Origin of the sequence: Paenibacillus naphthalenovorans, from assembly GCF_900099895.1 — a bacterium.
Taxonomy (GTDB): Bacteria; Bacillota; Bacilli; order Paenibacillales; family NBRC-103111; genus Paenibacillus_G; species Paenibacillus_G naphthalenovorans.
Window position 1 is genome coordinate 40,361 of the sequence record NZ_FNDY01000002.1, and the last position, 14,644, is coordinate 55,004.

17 protein-coding genes are annotated in these 14,644 nt (G+C 51.4%); 5 read left to right on the forward strand and 12 right to left on the reverse strand.

The window, feature by feature from the left end; all coding sequences use genetic code 11:
* Positions 1 to 16: 16 nt before the first annotated feature.
* From mraZ to BLT35_RS02750, 9 genes are all read right to left on the reverse strand, one after another.
* On the reverse strand, positions 17 to 454 hold the full coding sequence (mraZ, locus tag BLT35_RS02715) for a division/cell wall cluster transcriptional repressor MraZ (protein WP_062407642.1): 438 nt from the start codon (positions 452 to 454) through the stop codon (positions 17 to 19).
* A 122-nt stretch (positions 455 to 576) separates the two neighbouring features.
* Positions 577 to 1,605: a DUF4349 domain-containing protein gene (locus tag BLT35_RS02720; protein WP_074726959.1), complete on the reverse strand. Its 1,029-nt coding sequence runs from the start codon at positions 1,603 to 1,605 to the stop codon at positions 577 to 579.
* A 229-nt stretch (positions 1,606 to 1,834) separates the two neighbouring features.
* Positions 1,835 to 3,100, reverse strand: a complete 1,266-nt coding sequence (locus tag BLT35_RS02725; RefSeq protein WP_062407638.1) for an adenosylhomocysteinase — start codon at positions 3,098 to 3,100, stop codon at positions 1,835 to 1,837.
* Between the two features lie 40 nt (positions 3,101 to 3,140).
* The gene (gene bshC, locus BLT35_RS02730; RefSeq protein ID WP_074727048.1) at positions 3,141 to 4,778 is read right to left on the reverse strand and encodes a bacillithiol biosynthesis cysteine-adding enzyme BshC; all 1,638 of its coding nucleotides are present in this window, start codon (positions 4,776 to 4,778) and stop codon (positions 3,141 to 3,143) included.
* Positions 4,779 to 4,908: 130 nt separating this feature from the next.
* Positions 4,909 to 5,052, reverse strand: coding sequence for a hypothetical protein (locus BLT35_RS26730; RefSeq protein WP_174350715.1), 144 nt, complete (start codon positions 5,050 to 5,052; stop codon positions 4,909 to 4,911).
* Between the two features lie 3 nt (positions 5,053 to 5,055).
* Positions 5,056 to 5,343 (reverse strand): late competence development ComFB family protein, encoded by a 288-nt coding sequence (locus BLT35_RS02735; protein ID WP_054818066.1) that lies wholly within the window; start codon positions 5,341 to 5,343, stop codon positions 5,056 to 5,058.
* 13 nt (positions 5,344 to 5,356) lie between these two features.
* Entirely contained in the window at positions 5,357 to 5,755 is a 399-nt protein-coding gene (locus tag BLT35_RS02740) for a DUF3397 domain-containing protein (protein WP_062407636.1), read from the reverse strand.
* Positions 5,756 to 5,781: 26 nt separating this feature from the next.
* Positions 5,782 to 6,777 (reverse strand): 2-dehydropantoate 2-reductase, encoded by a 996-nt coding sequence (locus tag BLT35_RS02745; RefSeq protein WP_217634694.1) that lies wholly within the window; start codon positions 6,775 to 6,777, stop codon positions 5,782 to 5,784.
* A 140-nt stretch (positions 6,778 to 6,917) separates the two neighbouring features.
* Positions 6,918 to 7,568: an RsfA family transcriptional regulator gene (locus BLT35_RS02750; RefSeq protein ID WP_062407632.1), complete on the reverse strand. Its 651-nt coding sequence runs from the start codon at positions 7,566 to 7,568 to the stop codon at positions 6,918 to 6,920.
* Positions 7,569 to 7,878: 310 nt separating this feature from the next.
* Here BLT35_RS02750 and BLT35_RS02755 point away from each other — a divergent pair, with 310 nt between their 5' ends.
* The gene (locus tag BLT35_RS02755) at positions 7,879 to 8,109 is read left to right on the forward strand and encodes a DUF2626 domain-containing protein (RefSeq protein ID WP_062407630.1); all 231 of its coding nucleotides are present in this window, start codon (positions 7,879 to 7,881) and stop codon (positions 8,107 to 8,109) included.
* A gap of 57 nt (positions 8,110 to 8,166) precedes the next feature.
* Here the strand turns inward: BLT35_RS02755 and BLT35_RS02760 are convergent, their stop codons facing one another.
* Positions 8,167 to 9,279: a class I SAM-dependent methyltransferase gene (locus BLT35_RS02760; protein ID WP_254777500.1), complete on the reverse strand. Its 1,113-nt coding sequence runs from the start codon at positions 9,277 to 9,279 to the stop codon at positions 8,167 to 8,169.
* Between the two features lie 97 nt (positions 9,280 to 9,376).
* Between BLT35_RS02760 and BLT35_RS02765 the strand changes: the two genes are divergently transcribed.
* The 3 genes from BLT35_RS02765 to BLT35_RS02775 all read left to right on the forward strand — a co-directional run bounded on the left by BLT35_RS02765 (position 9,377) and on the right by BLT35_RS02775 (position 11,910).
* Complete coding sequence (locus BLT35_RS02765; protein WP_074726961.1) at positions 9,377 to 10,084, forward strand: hypothetical protein; 708 nt, start codon at positions 9,377 to 9,379, stop codon at positions 10,082 to 10,084.
* A 110-nt stretch (positions 10,085 to 10,194) separates the two neighbouring features.
* Positions 10,195 to 11,310 carry a hypothetical protein gene (locus BLT35_RS02770; protein ID WP_074726962.1) on the forward strand — a complete coding sequence of 372 codons (1,116 nt, stop codon included), beginning with the start codon at positions 10,195 to 10,197 and terminating at the stop codon, positions 11,308 to 11,310.
* 78 nt (positions 11,311 to 11,388) lie between these two features.
* Positions 11,389 to 11,910, forward strand: coding sequence for a hypothetical protein (locus tag BLT35_RS02775; RefSeq protein ID WP_082660682.1), 522 nt, complete (start codon positions 11,389 to 11,391; stop codon positions 11,908 to 11,910).
* A gap of 221 nt (positions 11,911 to 12,131) precedes the next feature.
* On the opposite strand, the gene BLT35_RS02780 is transcribed toward BLT35_RS02775, so the two are convergent.
* Entirely contained in the window at positions 12,132 to 13,466 is a 1,335-nt protein-coding gene (locus BLT35_RS02780; RefSeq protein WP_054819409.1) for a PhoH family protein, read from the reverse strand.
* A 133-nt stretch (positions 13,467 to 13,599) separates the two neighbouring features.
* Here BLT35_RS02780 and BLT35_RS02785 point away from each other — a divergent pair, with 133 nt between their 5' ends.
* Complete coding sequence (locus tag BLT35_RS02785) at positions 13,600 to 14,097, forward strand: YhcN/YlaJ family sporulation lipoprotein (protein ID WP_430072089.1); 498 nt, start codon at positions 13,600 to 13,602, stop codon at positions 14,095 to 14,097.
* A gap of 36 nt (positions 14,098 to 14,133) precedes the next feature.
* On the opposite strand, the gene BLT35_RS02790 is transcribed toward BLT35_RS02785, so the two are convergent.
* Positions 14,134 to 14,586: a pyridoxamine 5'-phosphate oxidase family protein gene (locus BLT35_RS02790; RefSeq protein ID WP_074726963.1), complete on the reverse strand. Its 453-nt coding sequence runs from the start codon at positions 14,584 to 14,586 to the stop codon at positions 14,134 to 14,136.
* Positions 14,587 to 14,644: the final 58 nt, after the last annotated feature.

Consider the following 14,644-nt stretch of genomic DNA (forward strand, 5'->3'; position numbering starts at 1 on the left):
CGTCCGTAAACACGAATTACAAATCAAAGTTAAAGTCGACCAATTTTTCAGCAATCTCATTAAAGGATTCCTCGGACTCCTGGAAATAGTTTTCCCAAATCGGCTTGCTCCAAATCTCCACCCGATTGGAAACGCCGATCACAACGCAATCCTTGTCCAGCTTGGCATGTTCAATCAAATTGTTCGGCAGATTTACTCTGCCCTGCTTGTCCAGCTCGCACTCGGTGGCGCCGGAAAAAAAGAATCGGGTAAAGGCACGGGCATCGGACTTCATGAGCGGCAGCGATTTGAGCTTTTGCTCCAGCACCGCCCATTCCTGCATAGGGTATACAAACAAGCATTGGTCCAGGCCGCGAGTGACGATAAACGATGTTCCGAGGGCTTCACGAAATTTCGCCGGCACGATCATGCGGCCTTTCTCATCGATGGTATGTTGAAACTCCCCCATGAACACCACTCGCCACCCCCTTTTCCACCACTTTACCCCACTTCTCACCACTTTCAATATAATATTTCGCCATGTTAACAAAAAATCCTGCTCCGTCATCAGACGATCGCAGGATTTTTTTAAACCCATTATTCGTTTTTCGGTTCCTGAAGCTGATTATGTTCTGAAAGTCTGGCACGAATCTCCTCCAGCCTGGCCTTTCGCCGCCGCCTCATAAGATAAACGGGAACAATAGCCAAAGCAAGAAGAAGCAGAACAGGCAGTGCCCCTGCTACGATAACAATCACCCATTGGAACAGGAAACCAAGCATCGTTGCCGTTCCGTTCAGCGCAGCTGCCGCACGCTCCATCAGAGGGCCGCGCTCCTGTGCCTTGATCGCTTCCGCAGAACCGATCTTTTGCGTAATCCGGAGTTCGATGGTCGAATAGGCCACGTTTTGCTCCAGGTATCTCATTCTTCCCTGGATGCGCTCGATCTCCTCCTGCACCTTGCCCAGCTCGTTGGAAAAAGCGACCAATTCATCTGTTTTCTCCGCCTTTTCCATAAAAGCGACCAAACGTCCTTCCATCACCTGCTTCGCCTTTAACCGGGCCGTCAAATCGACGTACTCTTCGGTGACATCCTGGCCCTGCATGTTTTTTTGCATGCTTGGGTTGATTTTCTCCAGAAGATCGAGCAACGATTGAAATCCGTTTGCAGGTACTTTAATGGTAAAAATCCCGTACTTTTCCGACGAAGACGTATTTTCGTTGAATTGCAGAATATACGCGCCCGACTGTTTGACTGCCTCCTGCACCCGGGACTCCGCTTCTTCATAATTCTCCACCTGCATAACCAAATTGGCGGTGTAAATAATCTTGCGGCTAAACGGCTCCGCCGCCAGTGCCGTTTCCGCCGCAGGGCCGCCGGCTTCCTGACCTTCCGAAGCCCTCCCGGCCGTATTGGTCTGACTGTCCGCAACCGCGCCCGGGCTTGCTTTCGCATCAGCGGCCTGGTTGTGGCCGGAAGCCGCCGACGAAGACGATGCCGCTGGATCATTCGAAGCGCTGCAGCCTGCCAGTAAAGCTGCCAAAACTGCGCTTAACGCCATCCCTCGCCATAAACGGTTCCAGCTTGTTCGAGCCGTCCTTCCCAACCATTCCTTTTCGCTTCGCATGAAAGATCCCCCTTGTTTTTTTATCTTCGTACGCTTCGCTGAAAAACCGATGGTGTTAATGATATGACGCAGGGGATGGCGAGGTTGTTGCAGAAGAATGGAAATTTTTATCCTGATTAGCAGATGTTTGGAGGGGGCGGATGTTTGGGTAAGGGTTCGTTTGGCGGCAATGCAAAAAAATCCCCCTGCGCTGAGGCAAGGGGAAGTACGGTTTTGAAAAGCTGGAATATTAATGCTCCGCCCAGCTATCCAAATAGCTTTTTTGCTCCTCGGTCAGCGAATCGATCCCGATGCCCAAGGATGCAAGCTTGAAGCGTGCCACTTGCTCATCCAGTTCATAAGGCACATTCACCACTTTATTGCCGATCTGCTTGTAGTTATCGTTTACGTATTTCAGAGACATGGCCTGCAGCGCAAAGGTCATATCCATGATTTCCGCCGGGTGACCGTCGCCAGCCGCCAGGTTGACCAACCGGCCTTCCGCCAGCACATAAAATTTGCGCCCGTCCTTCATCGTATACTCCTCGATGTTGCGGCGAACCGTCCGCTTGGAGACGGAAAGCTCTTCCAGCTCCACTTTATTTACTTCAACGTCAAAGTGTCCGGCATTGGACAAAATCGCTCCGTCCTTCATTACCTTGTAGTGCTCTCCGCGGATCACGTCCCGGTTGCCCGTTACGGTGACGAAATAGTCGCCCACTTTGGCGGCTTCCAGCATCGGCATGACGGCAAAGCCGTCCATATAGGCTTCCACCGCTTTAATGGCATCAACTTCTGTAACGATGACGTTGGCGCCAAGTCCTTTTGCCCGCATCGCCACACCTTTACCGCACCAGCCGTAGCCCACAACGACAACCGTTTTACCCGCAACCACCAGATTCGTCGTCCGGTTGATGCCATCCCATACCGATTGCCCGGTACCGTATCGGTTATCGAACAAATATTTGCAGAACGCATCGTTGACAGCCACCATCGGGAACTGCAGCTGTCCTTCTTTTTCAAGAGACTTCAAACGAAGAATGCCTGTCGTTGTTTCTTCCGCGCCGCCGCGTATGTTCTTCAGCAGGTCTTTGCGTTCGGAGTGCAGAATCGTAACCAGGTCGCCTCCGTCGTCGATGATGAGGTCCGGTTCGGTTTCCAGCGTTTTGATCAGCAGCTCCTTATATTCCTTCGGATCCGGGTTGTATTTGGCAAATACCGTGATGCCATCCTCGACTAGTGCGGCGCACACATCATCCTGCGTCGAAAGCGGATTGCTGCCGCAAATCGTTACATCCGCTCCTCCGGCCTGCACTACTTTGGCGAGATAGGCGGTTTTAGCCTCCAGATGAAGCGAGATGGCCACTTTCAACCCTTTAAACGGCTGCTCTTTCTCAAACTGCTCCCGAATGCGGTTTAATACTGGCATATGGGCATTCACCCAATCAATTTTCAAATGCCCCTCAGGCGCTAGCGCGATATCGCGAATCACGCTTTTTTCAATCGTACTTTTCATGAGCAGCTCCTCCTCGATATATCGTCGAATGGATGATTCTCTACATATAACATATATAATGCTTTCCGTCTATGGTTACCGGCAGCTCCAGCAGCTCCTTCAGCCAGCCGTCACCGTATTTATTCAAATAAGCGGATATGTTATACACTCTTTCCTGCGGTTTGCCGCCAGGCGCAATCGTAAGACCGATCCGCTGGAAATGCCGCAGTCCCGACTCATTCTGGGAACGCAGCCCGTCTTCGGCCTTATGCTGTAAAAATTCGATCTGTTCGATAATTTTGCCCAAATTGGTCTCTCCTAATTTCCCGAGACCCGGATTAATACCGGAAATCGCCGCGATCAAGGGCTCATAGCCCGAACGGAACTGTTCTTTCACTTCTCCGAACCGGGCTTCGAGCTGCAGCCGGTCTTGGGCACGCAGCCATTCCTGCTGTTTCTCTTCAAGACGCAGCACCACATCTTCGAACGTGAGACCATATTTTTGCATGTTTTTGTGGACCGTGCCTTCCACAATGGTGAATCCGAGGCGCGGAACCAATAGCGGCATCCTCATCCCCAGCAGATGAAACGCCTTGCGCGTCAAGCCCCAATAGGCAATTTCCGCAGGGCCGAGTACGGTGGCCAGTACAGGAAACAAAAATTCCTGCATCAGCGGCCGGGTCATGACATTATTGCTCAGCCGCTCCGGCGCGGTGTCCGCCCAATCCAGCAGCCGTTCCCGCGAGAACCTCCGCACGCCCTTGCGGTCGGTGAAGCCCCCACTGTCATCGGCATACAACAAAATCCGTTCGCCTTCTTCATCGTATACAAATAAATTGGCTGCATTCGTATGGAGCTCCGCTTGAGGCTGATAGCCGCATGCCATCAGTTGATCACGGTTTTGGAGGAAGGCTTCGTTCAACTCGCCGTTTTGCTCAATGAGCGTCCGAAACATGGATCCTTCCACCTTGCGCAGGGCGGGATCGTCGGAGTCCAGAAGCACGAGCCCTTGCGAGCCGAACAGCCGAGCCATCAGCCTGGCGAATAAATCCACCAGCGTGGCCGACTCTTCCACCGCAGCCCGAAACGATTGGACTAATTCATCCTTAAACTCGGTTGTCATTAACGACTGCTCCAGCTGCCGCAGCGCATCCTCCCACTGCTGGCGTCCAAGCTTCGTTCGGCTGACCGACGTTCTCAAGCCAGTAGGATGCTCCACCTTAATTTTATCCACTTGAAGATTCGGCGTCAGATAGTTCACGTGATTGACTTCATCAAAATCATGATCCTCACCGGCAATCCAAAACACCGGCACCACCGGCCGGTTCAGTTTCCCGGAAGCTTCTTTCGCCAACCGGAGCAAGGTGACCGCCTTATAAATCACGAGCAGCGGTCCCGTAAACAGCGAAGCCTGCTGGCCTCCTACCACGCACAGCGTCCGTTTGTCTCTCAGCCGCTCGATCGCATCCATCGCTTCGCCGGCGTTGCCGGCCCGCTCATTGAACTGGCGCAGCGCATCCGCCAGCCGCTGACGATCCGCTCCGGTCACGCGCTCCTGATCAAGCCAGGATGCTCGGGCCCGCCAGCTTTCCCATTCCCAAGGATTATAGTCATAAAGCTCGCCCGTCTTCTCAAAACGGCTCACATAATCGTCCGTCAAAGGCTGGCCGGATTCCCATTGTATTGCTTCCAAGCGCACGTTTCCCGCCACCTTTCCCATACTTGATCCTGCTTATACTTATGTAAAGAAAGCCGCTTTCGCTTTGTAATCGCAAGTAGCATCTATATTGTACACATGTTGAGAAAAATCGTCAAAATGTACGTCCCCGCTAACAGCAAGAACCGTCCGCCAACTGCCCGCGGACGGTTATCTTCTTTATATAATACAACCACGCTGCAAAATCGACGAGCTTGCCGAGGTCCGTTATGCCGATCCGGCCGGAAATCGGCTTGGCTATCGCCAACCAGGCCATGTTCTATTCGCTGTCGGCCCGCAATGCAAACTTCCTTTCCGAATTCAACACCACATGTATGGCATTCGACAGCTCCCGGTATACATCGGTCTCCACCTGCATCCGCAGCTGGGTTTTGGCGAATACCTCTCCCTTGACCGTCGAAACATATTTGGCCGGAAGTTTATTCAGTGCAATCGCGATGATGTCGCTTTGTTCAATTTCCGTTAGATCGGCCAAATACTCCTGGGAATTCATCAATTCTTTCAGGCAGCTTTTCACAACGTCTTCCATTAAGTTATGTACGTTCATTAGGCTTCTCTCCTCAAGAGCTAATCATATACTTGCCGATGCCGAAAAATAACAGCAAAACATAGCAGGCTCCAAGCAGCAAAAAACCGAGTCGTCCAAGCGTCCGGACAATTTTGACAAGGTCGATGCGCCCCTTAATCCGGTTCTGCAAATTTCCGAGCAATCCGGCCGCAATTAAAAAAAACAGTATGATCGTCCACAACAGCATTCCCGATCCGAACAGATTGCGGCTCATATAGGCTACGGAGCCGATTAGGAACAAGGTGGTGATGTCCATGCTGACATAGGTCGCTTTACGTTTATTCCGGCCGCAACCGTAATAAACGATCAGCCATGTGATCAAAAAAGCCACGAAGGGGACAAAAGCAATCACCTTGTAAAGCTGATGGAGCCACTCTAATATTTCGTTCAACCCTCATCACCGACCCTCAAATAAGTTCAACGTCTAATCGGCGGCAGGCGTCCTTCCAGCGCTTTCACAAGCCGGTATACGGCAAGGTGCGTCGGCATGGAAAGGCCGATCGCCTCGGCTTTCTTAAGCAGCCCCCCGTTGATCGCGTCCAGCTCGGTAGGACGGCCTGCAAGCACATCCTGCAGCATGGAAGACCGATTGGCCGAGGTTCTTCGGCATACCTCGAGCAATTGTTCCCATAGATCCGGTTCCAGCTCGATATGAAGCGCCGCTGCCAAAGCGGTTCCTTCATCGAATAAAGCACGCATCAGCTGCTGCGCTTGCGGCAGCCCCGGCAGTTCTCCATTGGTCACTTGCAATATGGCTGTCAGCGGGTTGATGATGGAATTCACGAGAAGTTTGTGCCAAATTCGGCTAGTGATGTTTTTCGACAGAAAAGCCTCGAATCCTGCAACCTCCAGCAGCTTTACCCATTTTTTTTGCGCATCCTCAGCACCTTCATTGTAATGAGGAGAAGCGCTCCCGATCCAGGTGCGTCCTCGGCCGGTATGCTCCGCTTCCGTTTCCGAATGCTTCAAAGCGGCTTCGGTCGTTACGGCAAGCAGGATCCGCTTTGCAGGAATGAATTTTTCAAGCGTTTCCACGTGGCCGATTCCGTTCTGCAGACAAATCACCCAGGAATGAGGGCCCATTCTTTGTTGTACCGTATAAGCCAAGTCCATTGTTATCGCCGTTTGCTTCACTGCGAGCACAATCCAATGCGTACAGCCCTCCCAAGCTGCTTTGCTGCAATCCTCTTCGTTCATTAAACTGATCTTGGGAAAGATCTTTACCATTTTTTTCGATCCATCCGGCCAAGCGCCGGCTTCGGTTAAAGAAACCCCTTCAGACATCAAGAGATGCTTTTGCTCCGCTCGTCGAACTACAAGTTCCATATTGGGAACGGCGCTTGCAAGCTTAACAGCAAAGAGCATACCCAGCGCCCCTGCCCCGATGACCGTGATCCGGTTCACATCTTTCACATCCTTTTATTGTAAACGGCTATCTGAACTCTATCATAACAAAAAAAACGGAAGCCGTAACAAAAAAACCCCCAAACGCTGAAAACGTCCAGGGGGATGCTTATGTAGGAATTGTCGGATATGCGGTCTCTTCGCCGGACTTATTCAATCCGTTCGAGATTTCCGTTCTCATCCATTTTAAAACGCGCCTTGATCTCCTCTTCTTCCTCCGTGAGAAAAGCCAGCTTCCTCGCTCGGTCCATGATTTGAATCAAAGCTTTATAATCGTCATTGACCACACGATAATCGGTGGAAACATCGCTGACCTTCCTGCTTAGCTCGTCATTGATCGTACGAAGCCGCTCCAGCTCATCCTGCTTCTCATTCACTTCTTTTTCCAGCTGCCGCACATGGCGGACCATTTCTTGATAGCTTCCTTTCCACTGCCGCAAAAACCGGATCACCGCGTCGATGGACAGCTCTTCTACGATGCCGTCGCTGCGGACGGAGCCTCCTTCCACTAAAGGACCTGCGATAGCGCCGCCCGCCACGGTAGCAAATGAGCCCGTATGCTTTCTTTGCTGGTTGCGTTTTTGCCGCTGTGCCTTGGCGATTTGGATCGCCGCTTCGTATTTTTTTCTGACAAAGCTATTCCAACGGAAGCCGCAGGCTGCCGCGGTTCTACCGATCTTCTCACCAACTTCTTCGAAAGCGGAGAGCTGAGTGCTGCCCTCCCGGATATGCCTTAACGTCACCTCCGCCAATATTAAATCGTCTTCCTCGCTCCATGCATCTTGTCTGATTGCAGTCATCAAAGCCGTCCTCCTAACCACTATAGGTTCATCCACATCTATGATAGGCAGTGCATGAAATATTGCGTTACTTTATCTCTATGCCCATGGTAGAGTTCATAGAATACTTTTCTAGTAATTTGTATTGCCATTTTTACAGGAGGTCATACATCATTTTATTCAAAAATGGGGATGATATTTATCAAGCGGGCATAAATTGACTTAATTTCGTCACCGTTTGGACGTTTACACGTCAATCCGGTTTCGCTATAATGTTGAGTAGTAACGTAAAAAATGCAACGTATTGTGATGGAAGAGAGGGGGCTGCAGAATGGATCGCATGTTTCGTGTTCTCGGTTTTTGGACGCTTGTCATCGGACTAGCCGCGCTGGCCGGGGAGATGATTCCGTTCGCTATGATCTTTTTCGCCCAAACGGCGATTTTCGTACTGTTAGGATACATGAAATTGTCCGAACGTGCCTACATATTGATTTTTTGGGGGTACATGATTCTTTCGTTTACCGGATTTACGTACTGGTCATTCTTCAAAATGTCCGTATAATCCTGAAACGAAACCGCTATCGCATAACGCTAAAGGTGAACCGTTTTTTACTGCGGTTCACCTTTTTTTTTGGATCAGCACCTTAAACAGCTCGCTCATTTGATCGCTGATCAGCAGTTGTCGTATGGCGCGGTTTCGCTTGGCTGCCGGAGAGAACGGATCGGCGGCATCGTGCGGCTGCAGCCTGTTCAATAATCCGTTTTCCACCAAAAATTGCTTTTGGGTCATCAACTGGAATTGATTTAGGCCGCACTCCCGCCCTGCATCGATCAGCATACTGAAATTAACATGAGAGGTCATATCCTGCTCGCCCGGATACAACAAAGGCAGATCATAAGCCTGATGCTTCCGGTAGCACAGGAACGTTCCATTCATGCGATGCGGGGCATAAAGCTCTTCCCGGACATCTCCGTAATCGATCGTAATCAGCTCGGCCCGTTCTCCCAAGCCCGCGGCTACGTTTTTGAGCCACCGTACGGACGCAAGTCCCGCCTCAAACCTTTGTCCTTCCCGCATAGGCATCTGTTCTTTGGAGATAAAATCCAGCAGCCCTTGGTCCGTCACGGGCATCTCCCGTTCTACCAGCGTCTGTTCCCGATCGTCCCACGCTACGAAGGTTTCCATCCAACCGTCTTTCCGATATGTAATGCGATGCACCGGCAGGGCATCCGGGAGCTCATTGGAAAACACAACGCAATCCTTCCAAGGACCTTCCTCCACCCACTCGTCTTCCATCAGCCAGCGCACCTTCTCTATATGCGGCGCCAGCGTCTCAGCCTGAAGCCTCCGGTGATAGGCACTCGCCTCTATGCTGATATACTGAAGCCTGTCGTACAGATCCGGAGAAGACAGCTGAAGGGCGTTGAGCAGATGCAGCGCCAGCATGCCCCGGCCTCCGCCCCACTCGGTCAGGCAGATCGGTCCCGATTGACCGGACGCTCTTCGGCTCACATATTGCGCCAATACCTCCCCCAGCAGCGTACCTACAGAAGCTGCGGTATAGAAATCACCGTCTCTTCCGATTTTTGTCCTCTCTTTCATATAGTAGCCGTAATCCGGATGATATAGACACAAGTCCATGTATTCAAAAAACGAGATGGCCCGCTCCTTGCGTTTCTCCATACGTTCGCGGATGATCGCCAGAAGCTCGCGGCCTCCTGATGGTTCCATATGCATATGCCCTCCAAGTATCACGCGATTTTAATTACAGACAAAGCATCTCCTGCCCGATATGATGAATGAAGACGACAATGGAAGGAGCGCAACCTTGCTGATTACTCGAAAAATGTTACCTTTACTGCTTTTATGCTGTATCCTTGTCCTTGCCGCCGGATGCACGGATCATGAACAGCTGAAGCAAGATCTGCTGCAGGCCGCAGCCAAGCAAAAACAGGTACAGAGCTACCGATTCTCCAGCCAGGCCAACCTCGACCCCTCCCTCTTTCAGGGAGCGCAGCCAATGACAGCCGCAATGCTAGCTTTGTTTAAGGAAAGCACAATTCAATATGAAGGGATGGTCTCGCTCCCGGAACCGGTCCGAATGGAAGCGACATTCACCCTGACGCCAAAGGGCGCAGTATCGCCGATTGTACTGCCGGTCCTTCTTAAAGATAACAAAATGTACCTGCACTTGCCAGCGATCAGTCCAACGGATGAATATATTATGCTCCCGCTTGAGAATGCTCAGAGCCTATGGAATGCCGATCGCGGGCTTGCTTCCGGCATCTTTGCAGAGCAATGGAGTCCGGCCGCGCCCTCTTCCGTAAGCACCGTGATCGATGAACAGGGCTTTATCCGTGAGCAATCCGGCAAGCTGAGCTTTACGGATAAAAAGAGCTGCAAAGCGGTGAGCGTGATCGAATGGACACAACAGATAGACGATGTGAACCAGACGCCGAATTTTACCAAAGAAGAGCCGAAACAGGTGAAGAGTCACCAGGATATCCTTCGGCTTCTCCCCGCGGCGCCCAAATGATAATATCTTTCCGCTGCTTTTCGCCGATTTCCGTGTCAAAGCCATTTTTTTGTCATCATTTTCCCATTCGTATGATAATCTTTAGGTGAGAGGATGGGAGGGAAACTCGGGTGACATCGCCATTAAGACAATTAAGACGAGCCATCACTGGTTTTATTCTGGTTGGCTGGTGCGTTCTTGGCTTGGAATTCCCAATCGCGAAGGCCGAAACGATTCAGGAAAACAAAGAATTGCTGCAAAAAGGTCTGACGATCTACGAGATCGACCAGGAGCTCATGCGCATAACGGAGCAAGAGGCAAAGCTGCAGGAGGAGCTCAAGACCGCCGAAGAACAGCTTAAGCTGGCCGAAGCGTCGTCGGCCGAGGCGAGGGCCCACGCGGCCAAGGTCATTCGCGCTTATTACATGGGAGACCGGGATTCGCTTTGGGCTTTGCTGTTTACGATCCGCAGCTTCTCCGAAGCGCTGGCCTCGTTGGACTACCTGCAAATGATTCTAAAAAACGATCAGCAAGCGCTCAGGCGTCACACCGAGACCTGGCGGCAGTTAACGGAAGTGAAAGACAGGCTGACCAAGGCGCAAACCGGACTGCGGCAAACCAAATCGAATTATCAGGAGCAGCGGACGCGTCTTGCGGCTTTGCAGCAGGAAGTGGACGATACCCTGGCAGAAAATAAAGAAACAGCTGTTCAGCTTCAGCAGCAGATGCTGGAACTAAACCGCTTATGGCATGACAAGGGTGTGCCGATGCTCAGAACCTACTTTCAGGCGCTGGGGGATGCGTTGGAGCAGCTGCCTGAACTGGTGACCTCCGGGTCAGGCTCGGGCAATAATTTGATCATGAATGGATTTAACTATACTTTTCAGATGTCCGACCGGGAGCTGAACGACTATTTAAGGCAAAAACACGAGCTGTTCACGGATATGACGTTCCGGTTCGCGCCTGACAAGATGACGGCTGCCGGAAGCCGGGACGGCATCTCCGTGCAGATGTCCGGCAGCTACGAGCTGGCTTCCAGGGACGATCGCCGAAATGGAGCGTTTTTGCGTTTTCGGATTACAGAGCTGCAGTTCAACGGCTATATGCTGCCCTCCACGACGATCGATGCCTTGGAGAAAGACTTCGATTTGGGACTTTATCCGCAAAACATCGCATCGTTTCTCCAAGTGACAGGGGTGAAAATCGAGGAAGGAAAGCTTAGCATCATGCTGAAGCTGGCCTTGTAACGCAAAGGTTGCACCGGCCGGCTTTTTTTGTTCATAATAGTGAAATAAGAAACAAACGGAAAGAGAGGAACGGCAGGTATGACAGGATTACAAATGAAATTCGGTTTGGCTATGGACCTGCCTGAGGACAAGCGGGCGGGTTACTACGCACAAATTGTAAAAGCGCTGGCCGGTAAAGCAAGCCTATTCGACCGGGATAAGGAGCTTCTGATCTTCTCCACCCCGCAAGAGCGCGAGCAGGCCAAACCGATTATGAACCAGTATTCCGTACCCTGCGAGGAGTTCGATTTGCTGCTGCTGCCTTCAACGGTGCGAATGAGCCCTTCTTTTGAGGATTACGGTTTTATCACTCGGCTGGAGAACGCTTATCTCTACGCCGATATGGCCGTCGTATGTAAGCTGAATAAGCCGGAAGAGCCGTCCAGCCGCGCTTATGAGCCGGAACAAGCGGCTGCGCAGCTTGAAGAACACCTGCTGGCGTATTGGAGCTCGGATGATGACGGCGCCGCGGTTTACACCCTGGAGAAGCAGCACGCCGAACTGGCCGAAGGCATTGCCCGTGCCTACGGCTGCAGCGTCGAATGGATCTGCGGTCCGTAAGAAAAGCTTCTGAGCGAAGCCCCTTTGCTGAAGGAAACCGGTCATAACCTGATAGGCAGCTTTGTTTTGGGAAAAGGAAGGTTTAGGCTCCGCATGAATCTCGTATCATAACAACATCGGCCGCAGGACGATAAGAATATCGCTGCGGCCGATGGGTATGGGAACTGCCTTTGCGCTGCCTATAGGGTTGAACCGGATGCGAAGCTTTCCCCCGCTTTTCTTTACAGCAAATCCGCTGCAAGCTGCGCCAGATGGGAGCGTTCGCCCCGCTCCAGCATAATATGCCCGCTGATGCTCTGATCTTTAAAACGTTCCACGACATACGTAAGTCCGTTGCTGGAGGCATCGAGATAAGGATGATCGATTTGTTCGGGGTCCCCGAGAAGAACGATTTTGCTGCCTTCCCCAACGCGGGAGACGATGGTTTTGACCTCATGCTTGGATAAATTCTGCGCCTCATCGATAATGATGAATTGGCCCGGTATCGACCGCCCGCGGATGTAAGTCAAGGCTTCAACTTGAATACTTCCGAGCCCGGCCAATATTTTATCGATATCTCCCGGCTTTTTCGTATCGAACAAATATTCCAGATTATCGTAAATCGGCTGCATCCAGGGGCGCAGCTTCTCTTCCTTCTCACCCGGCAAAAAACCGATGTCCTTGCCCATAGGAACGACGGGACGGGCGATCAGAAGCTTCTTGTACTTCCTTTCGTCTTCCACCTTCATCAAGCCCGCTGCAAGCGTCAAAAGCGTCTTTCCCGTACCGGCCTTGCCTGTCAAAGTAACCAAAGGAACCTCATCATTGAGCAGCAGTTCCAGAGCCATCCGCTGCTGGGCGTTTCTTGCCGCAATGCCCCAGATCGGGTCGTTGCTCAAAAAGAGCGGCTCGAGCTTCTTGCCATCCGCATTCACCTTCAGCAGAGCCGATTTGCTGGTCCCCATTTCATCTTTTAGAATGACGAACTCGTGAGGATGCAGCCGGTAAGTCAAGTTTAAAGAGCTGACGCTCAGCTGGCGGTACGTATAAAATTCATCGATAACGGATGGATGCACACGAACGGTAAGATACCCGGTATAAATATCATCAGCCACATTCACAATCCGGTCCGACAAATAATCCTGCGCCGTAATGCCCAGGACGTCGGCTTTAATCCGGACCAGCACGTCTTTGCTGACCAGAATAACCGGCTTCGGTTCGGGCTTCTCATTTTCCTCCAAATGATAATTCAGCGCAACGGCCAGAATTCGGTTATCGCTGGTCGCATCCGCAAATACTTCCTGCAGCCTCGCAAAGCTTCTGTGATTGAGTTCCACCTTCAAGCTTCCGCCGCTCTCAAGGTCAATGCCTTCAAATAGTCTTCCGCTGCTCCGCAAGCCGTCCAGCATCCGGGAGATCTGGCGTGCATTTCGCCCCAGTTCGTCTGCGTTTCGCTTTTTGGAATCGATCTCCTCCAGCACTACCGCCGGAATAATCACCTCATTATCCTCAAAAGCATATACGGCATTTGGATCATGCAGCAAAACGTTGGTATCCAGCACATAAATTTTTTTCACCTTGAGTCCCTCCCAGGTTTGGTGTTCGGTAAAAGCTAAATACATAGGAACTAGCCAGTCAGGACAAACTAAACCTAAGCAGATCATGAACAGAAAGGAACGAAAACAAGTGAGGAAATTTGTTGCGCTTATTATGCTGTTGTCCGCTGTGCTAACAGGTTGTACCCAATCACCAAAAAATGGAGCAGCCCCTCCTCAAAACGTTGATCCAAACCATCAGGTGCAGGTTAATCAAACGGCTCCTCAAAAGAAAGAGATTACAGATCCCGCGGGCGTTGCCCAAAGGCTGGAGCAAATCGCCGGCAGTGTGCCGAATGTGGAGAGCGCCAATTGCGTCGTATTCGGCAATACGGCCGTCGTGGGAATCAACGTACCGCAAGGTATGGATCGAGCCAAAGTCGGTACGGTCAAGCTGTCTGTCGCAGAAGCTTTAAAGCATGATCCTTATGGGGTGGACGCGCTTGTGACGGCCGATATGGATCTGGCCGAACGTTTGCGCCGCGTAAGGGATCATGTCATGAACGGCAGACCGATCAACGGATTTGCGGAAGAAATGGCGGCCATTATCGGAAGAATCGTTCCCCAAGTGCCGCGGGATGTGGTTCCGCCACAAACGAACCCGAACCGTTGATCTGTGTAGAAAAAAAGCCTAGAACGCATAACGATTCTAGGCTTTTTTCATGGCGTCGAACACCTGCGTGTCCAGCTTCTCGGCGGCACGCTTATCGTACGTCTTTTCATATTCAGGCGCAACGGAAATGCGAGCTCCGTAGAACATGGCATCCCGTACCGCAGAAATGTCGATGTCATAACAGGCCAGCTTAAACGGAACCCCGTCTAATGCTTCAGCAACAAGACGTGCAGTACCATAAACAGCATGTACCGAGCCGGCACCGATGAAGGTCAGATTCACTAGCGGTTGTTTCTTCAGGTTGGTTCCGATACGCGAACGCTGGTCCACGGCAAAACGAATGGTCTTCTCATCCTTGGCATAAAGCCAGGAAATAGCATTCATGGCCGGCGCACCGGTTTCATGATCAATCGTGCTTAACAAAGCAAACGATTCCTTCTGCAATGCGTCGAAGAGCTGTTCCGAAAGAGCTGTGATCGTTTCGGCCATGGATTCCCCTCCTACAGTTATTCCTGCTGCTGAGTTCATTATATCATACGTGAATACT

Coding starts and splice junctions, on each gene's coding strand:
- BLT35_RS02735 (WP_054818066.1), bottom strand. CDS start 5,343: ATGAACGTACATAACTTAATGGAAGACGTTGTGAAAAGCTGCCTGAAA.
- BLT35_RS02750 (WP_062407632.1), bottom strand. CDS start 7,568: ATGACTGCAATCAGACAAGATGCATGGAGCGAGGAAGACGATTTAATA.
- BLT35_RS02755 (WP_062407630.1), top strand. CDS start 7,879: ATGGATCGCATGTTTCGTGTTCTCGGTTTTTGGACGCTTGTCATCGGA.
- BLT35_RS02725 (WP_062407638.1), bottom strand. CDS start 3,100: ATGAAAAGTACGATTGAAAAAAGCGTGATTCGCGATATCGCGCTAGCG.
- BLT35_RS02760 (WP_254777500.1), bottom strand. CDS start 9,279: ATGGAACCATCAGGAGGCCGCGAGCTTCTGGCGATCATCCGCGAACGT.
- BLT35_RS02790 (WP_074726963.1), bottom strand. CDS start 14,586: ATGGCCGAAACGATCACAGCTCTTTCGGAACAGCTCTTCGACGCATTG.
- BLT35_RS02785 (WP_430072089.1), top strand. CDS start 13,600: ATGCTGTTGTCCGCTGTGCTAACAGGTTGTACCCAATCACCAAAAAAT.
- BLT35_RS02720 (WP_074726959.1), bottom strand. CDS start 1,605: ATGCGAAGCGAAAAGGAATGGTTGGGAAGGACGGCTCGAACAAGCTGG.
- BLT35_RS26730 (WP_174350715.1), bottom strand. CDS start 5,052: ATGGCCTGGTTGGCGATAGCCAAGCCGATTTCCGGCCGGATCGGCATA.
- BLT35_RS02775 (WP_082660682.1), top strand. CDS start 11,389: ATGACAGGATTACAAATGAAATTCGGTTTGGCTATGGACCTGCCTGAG.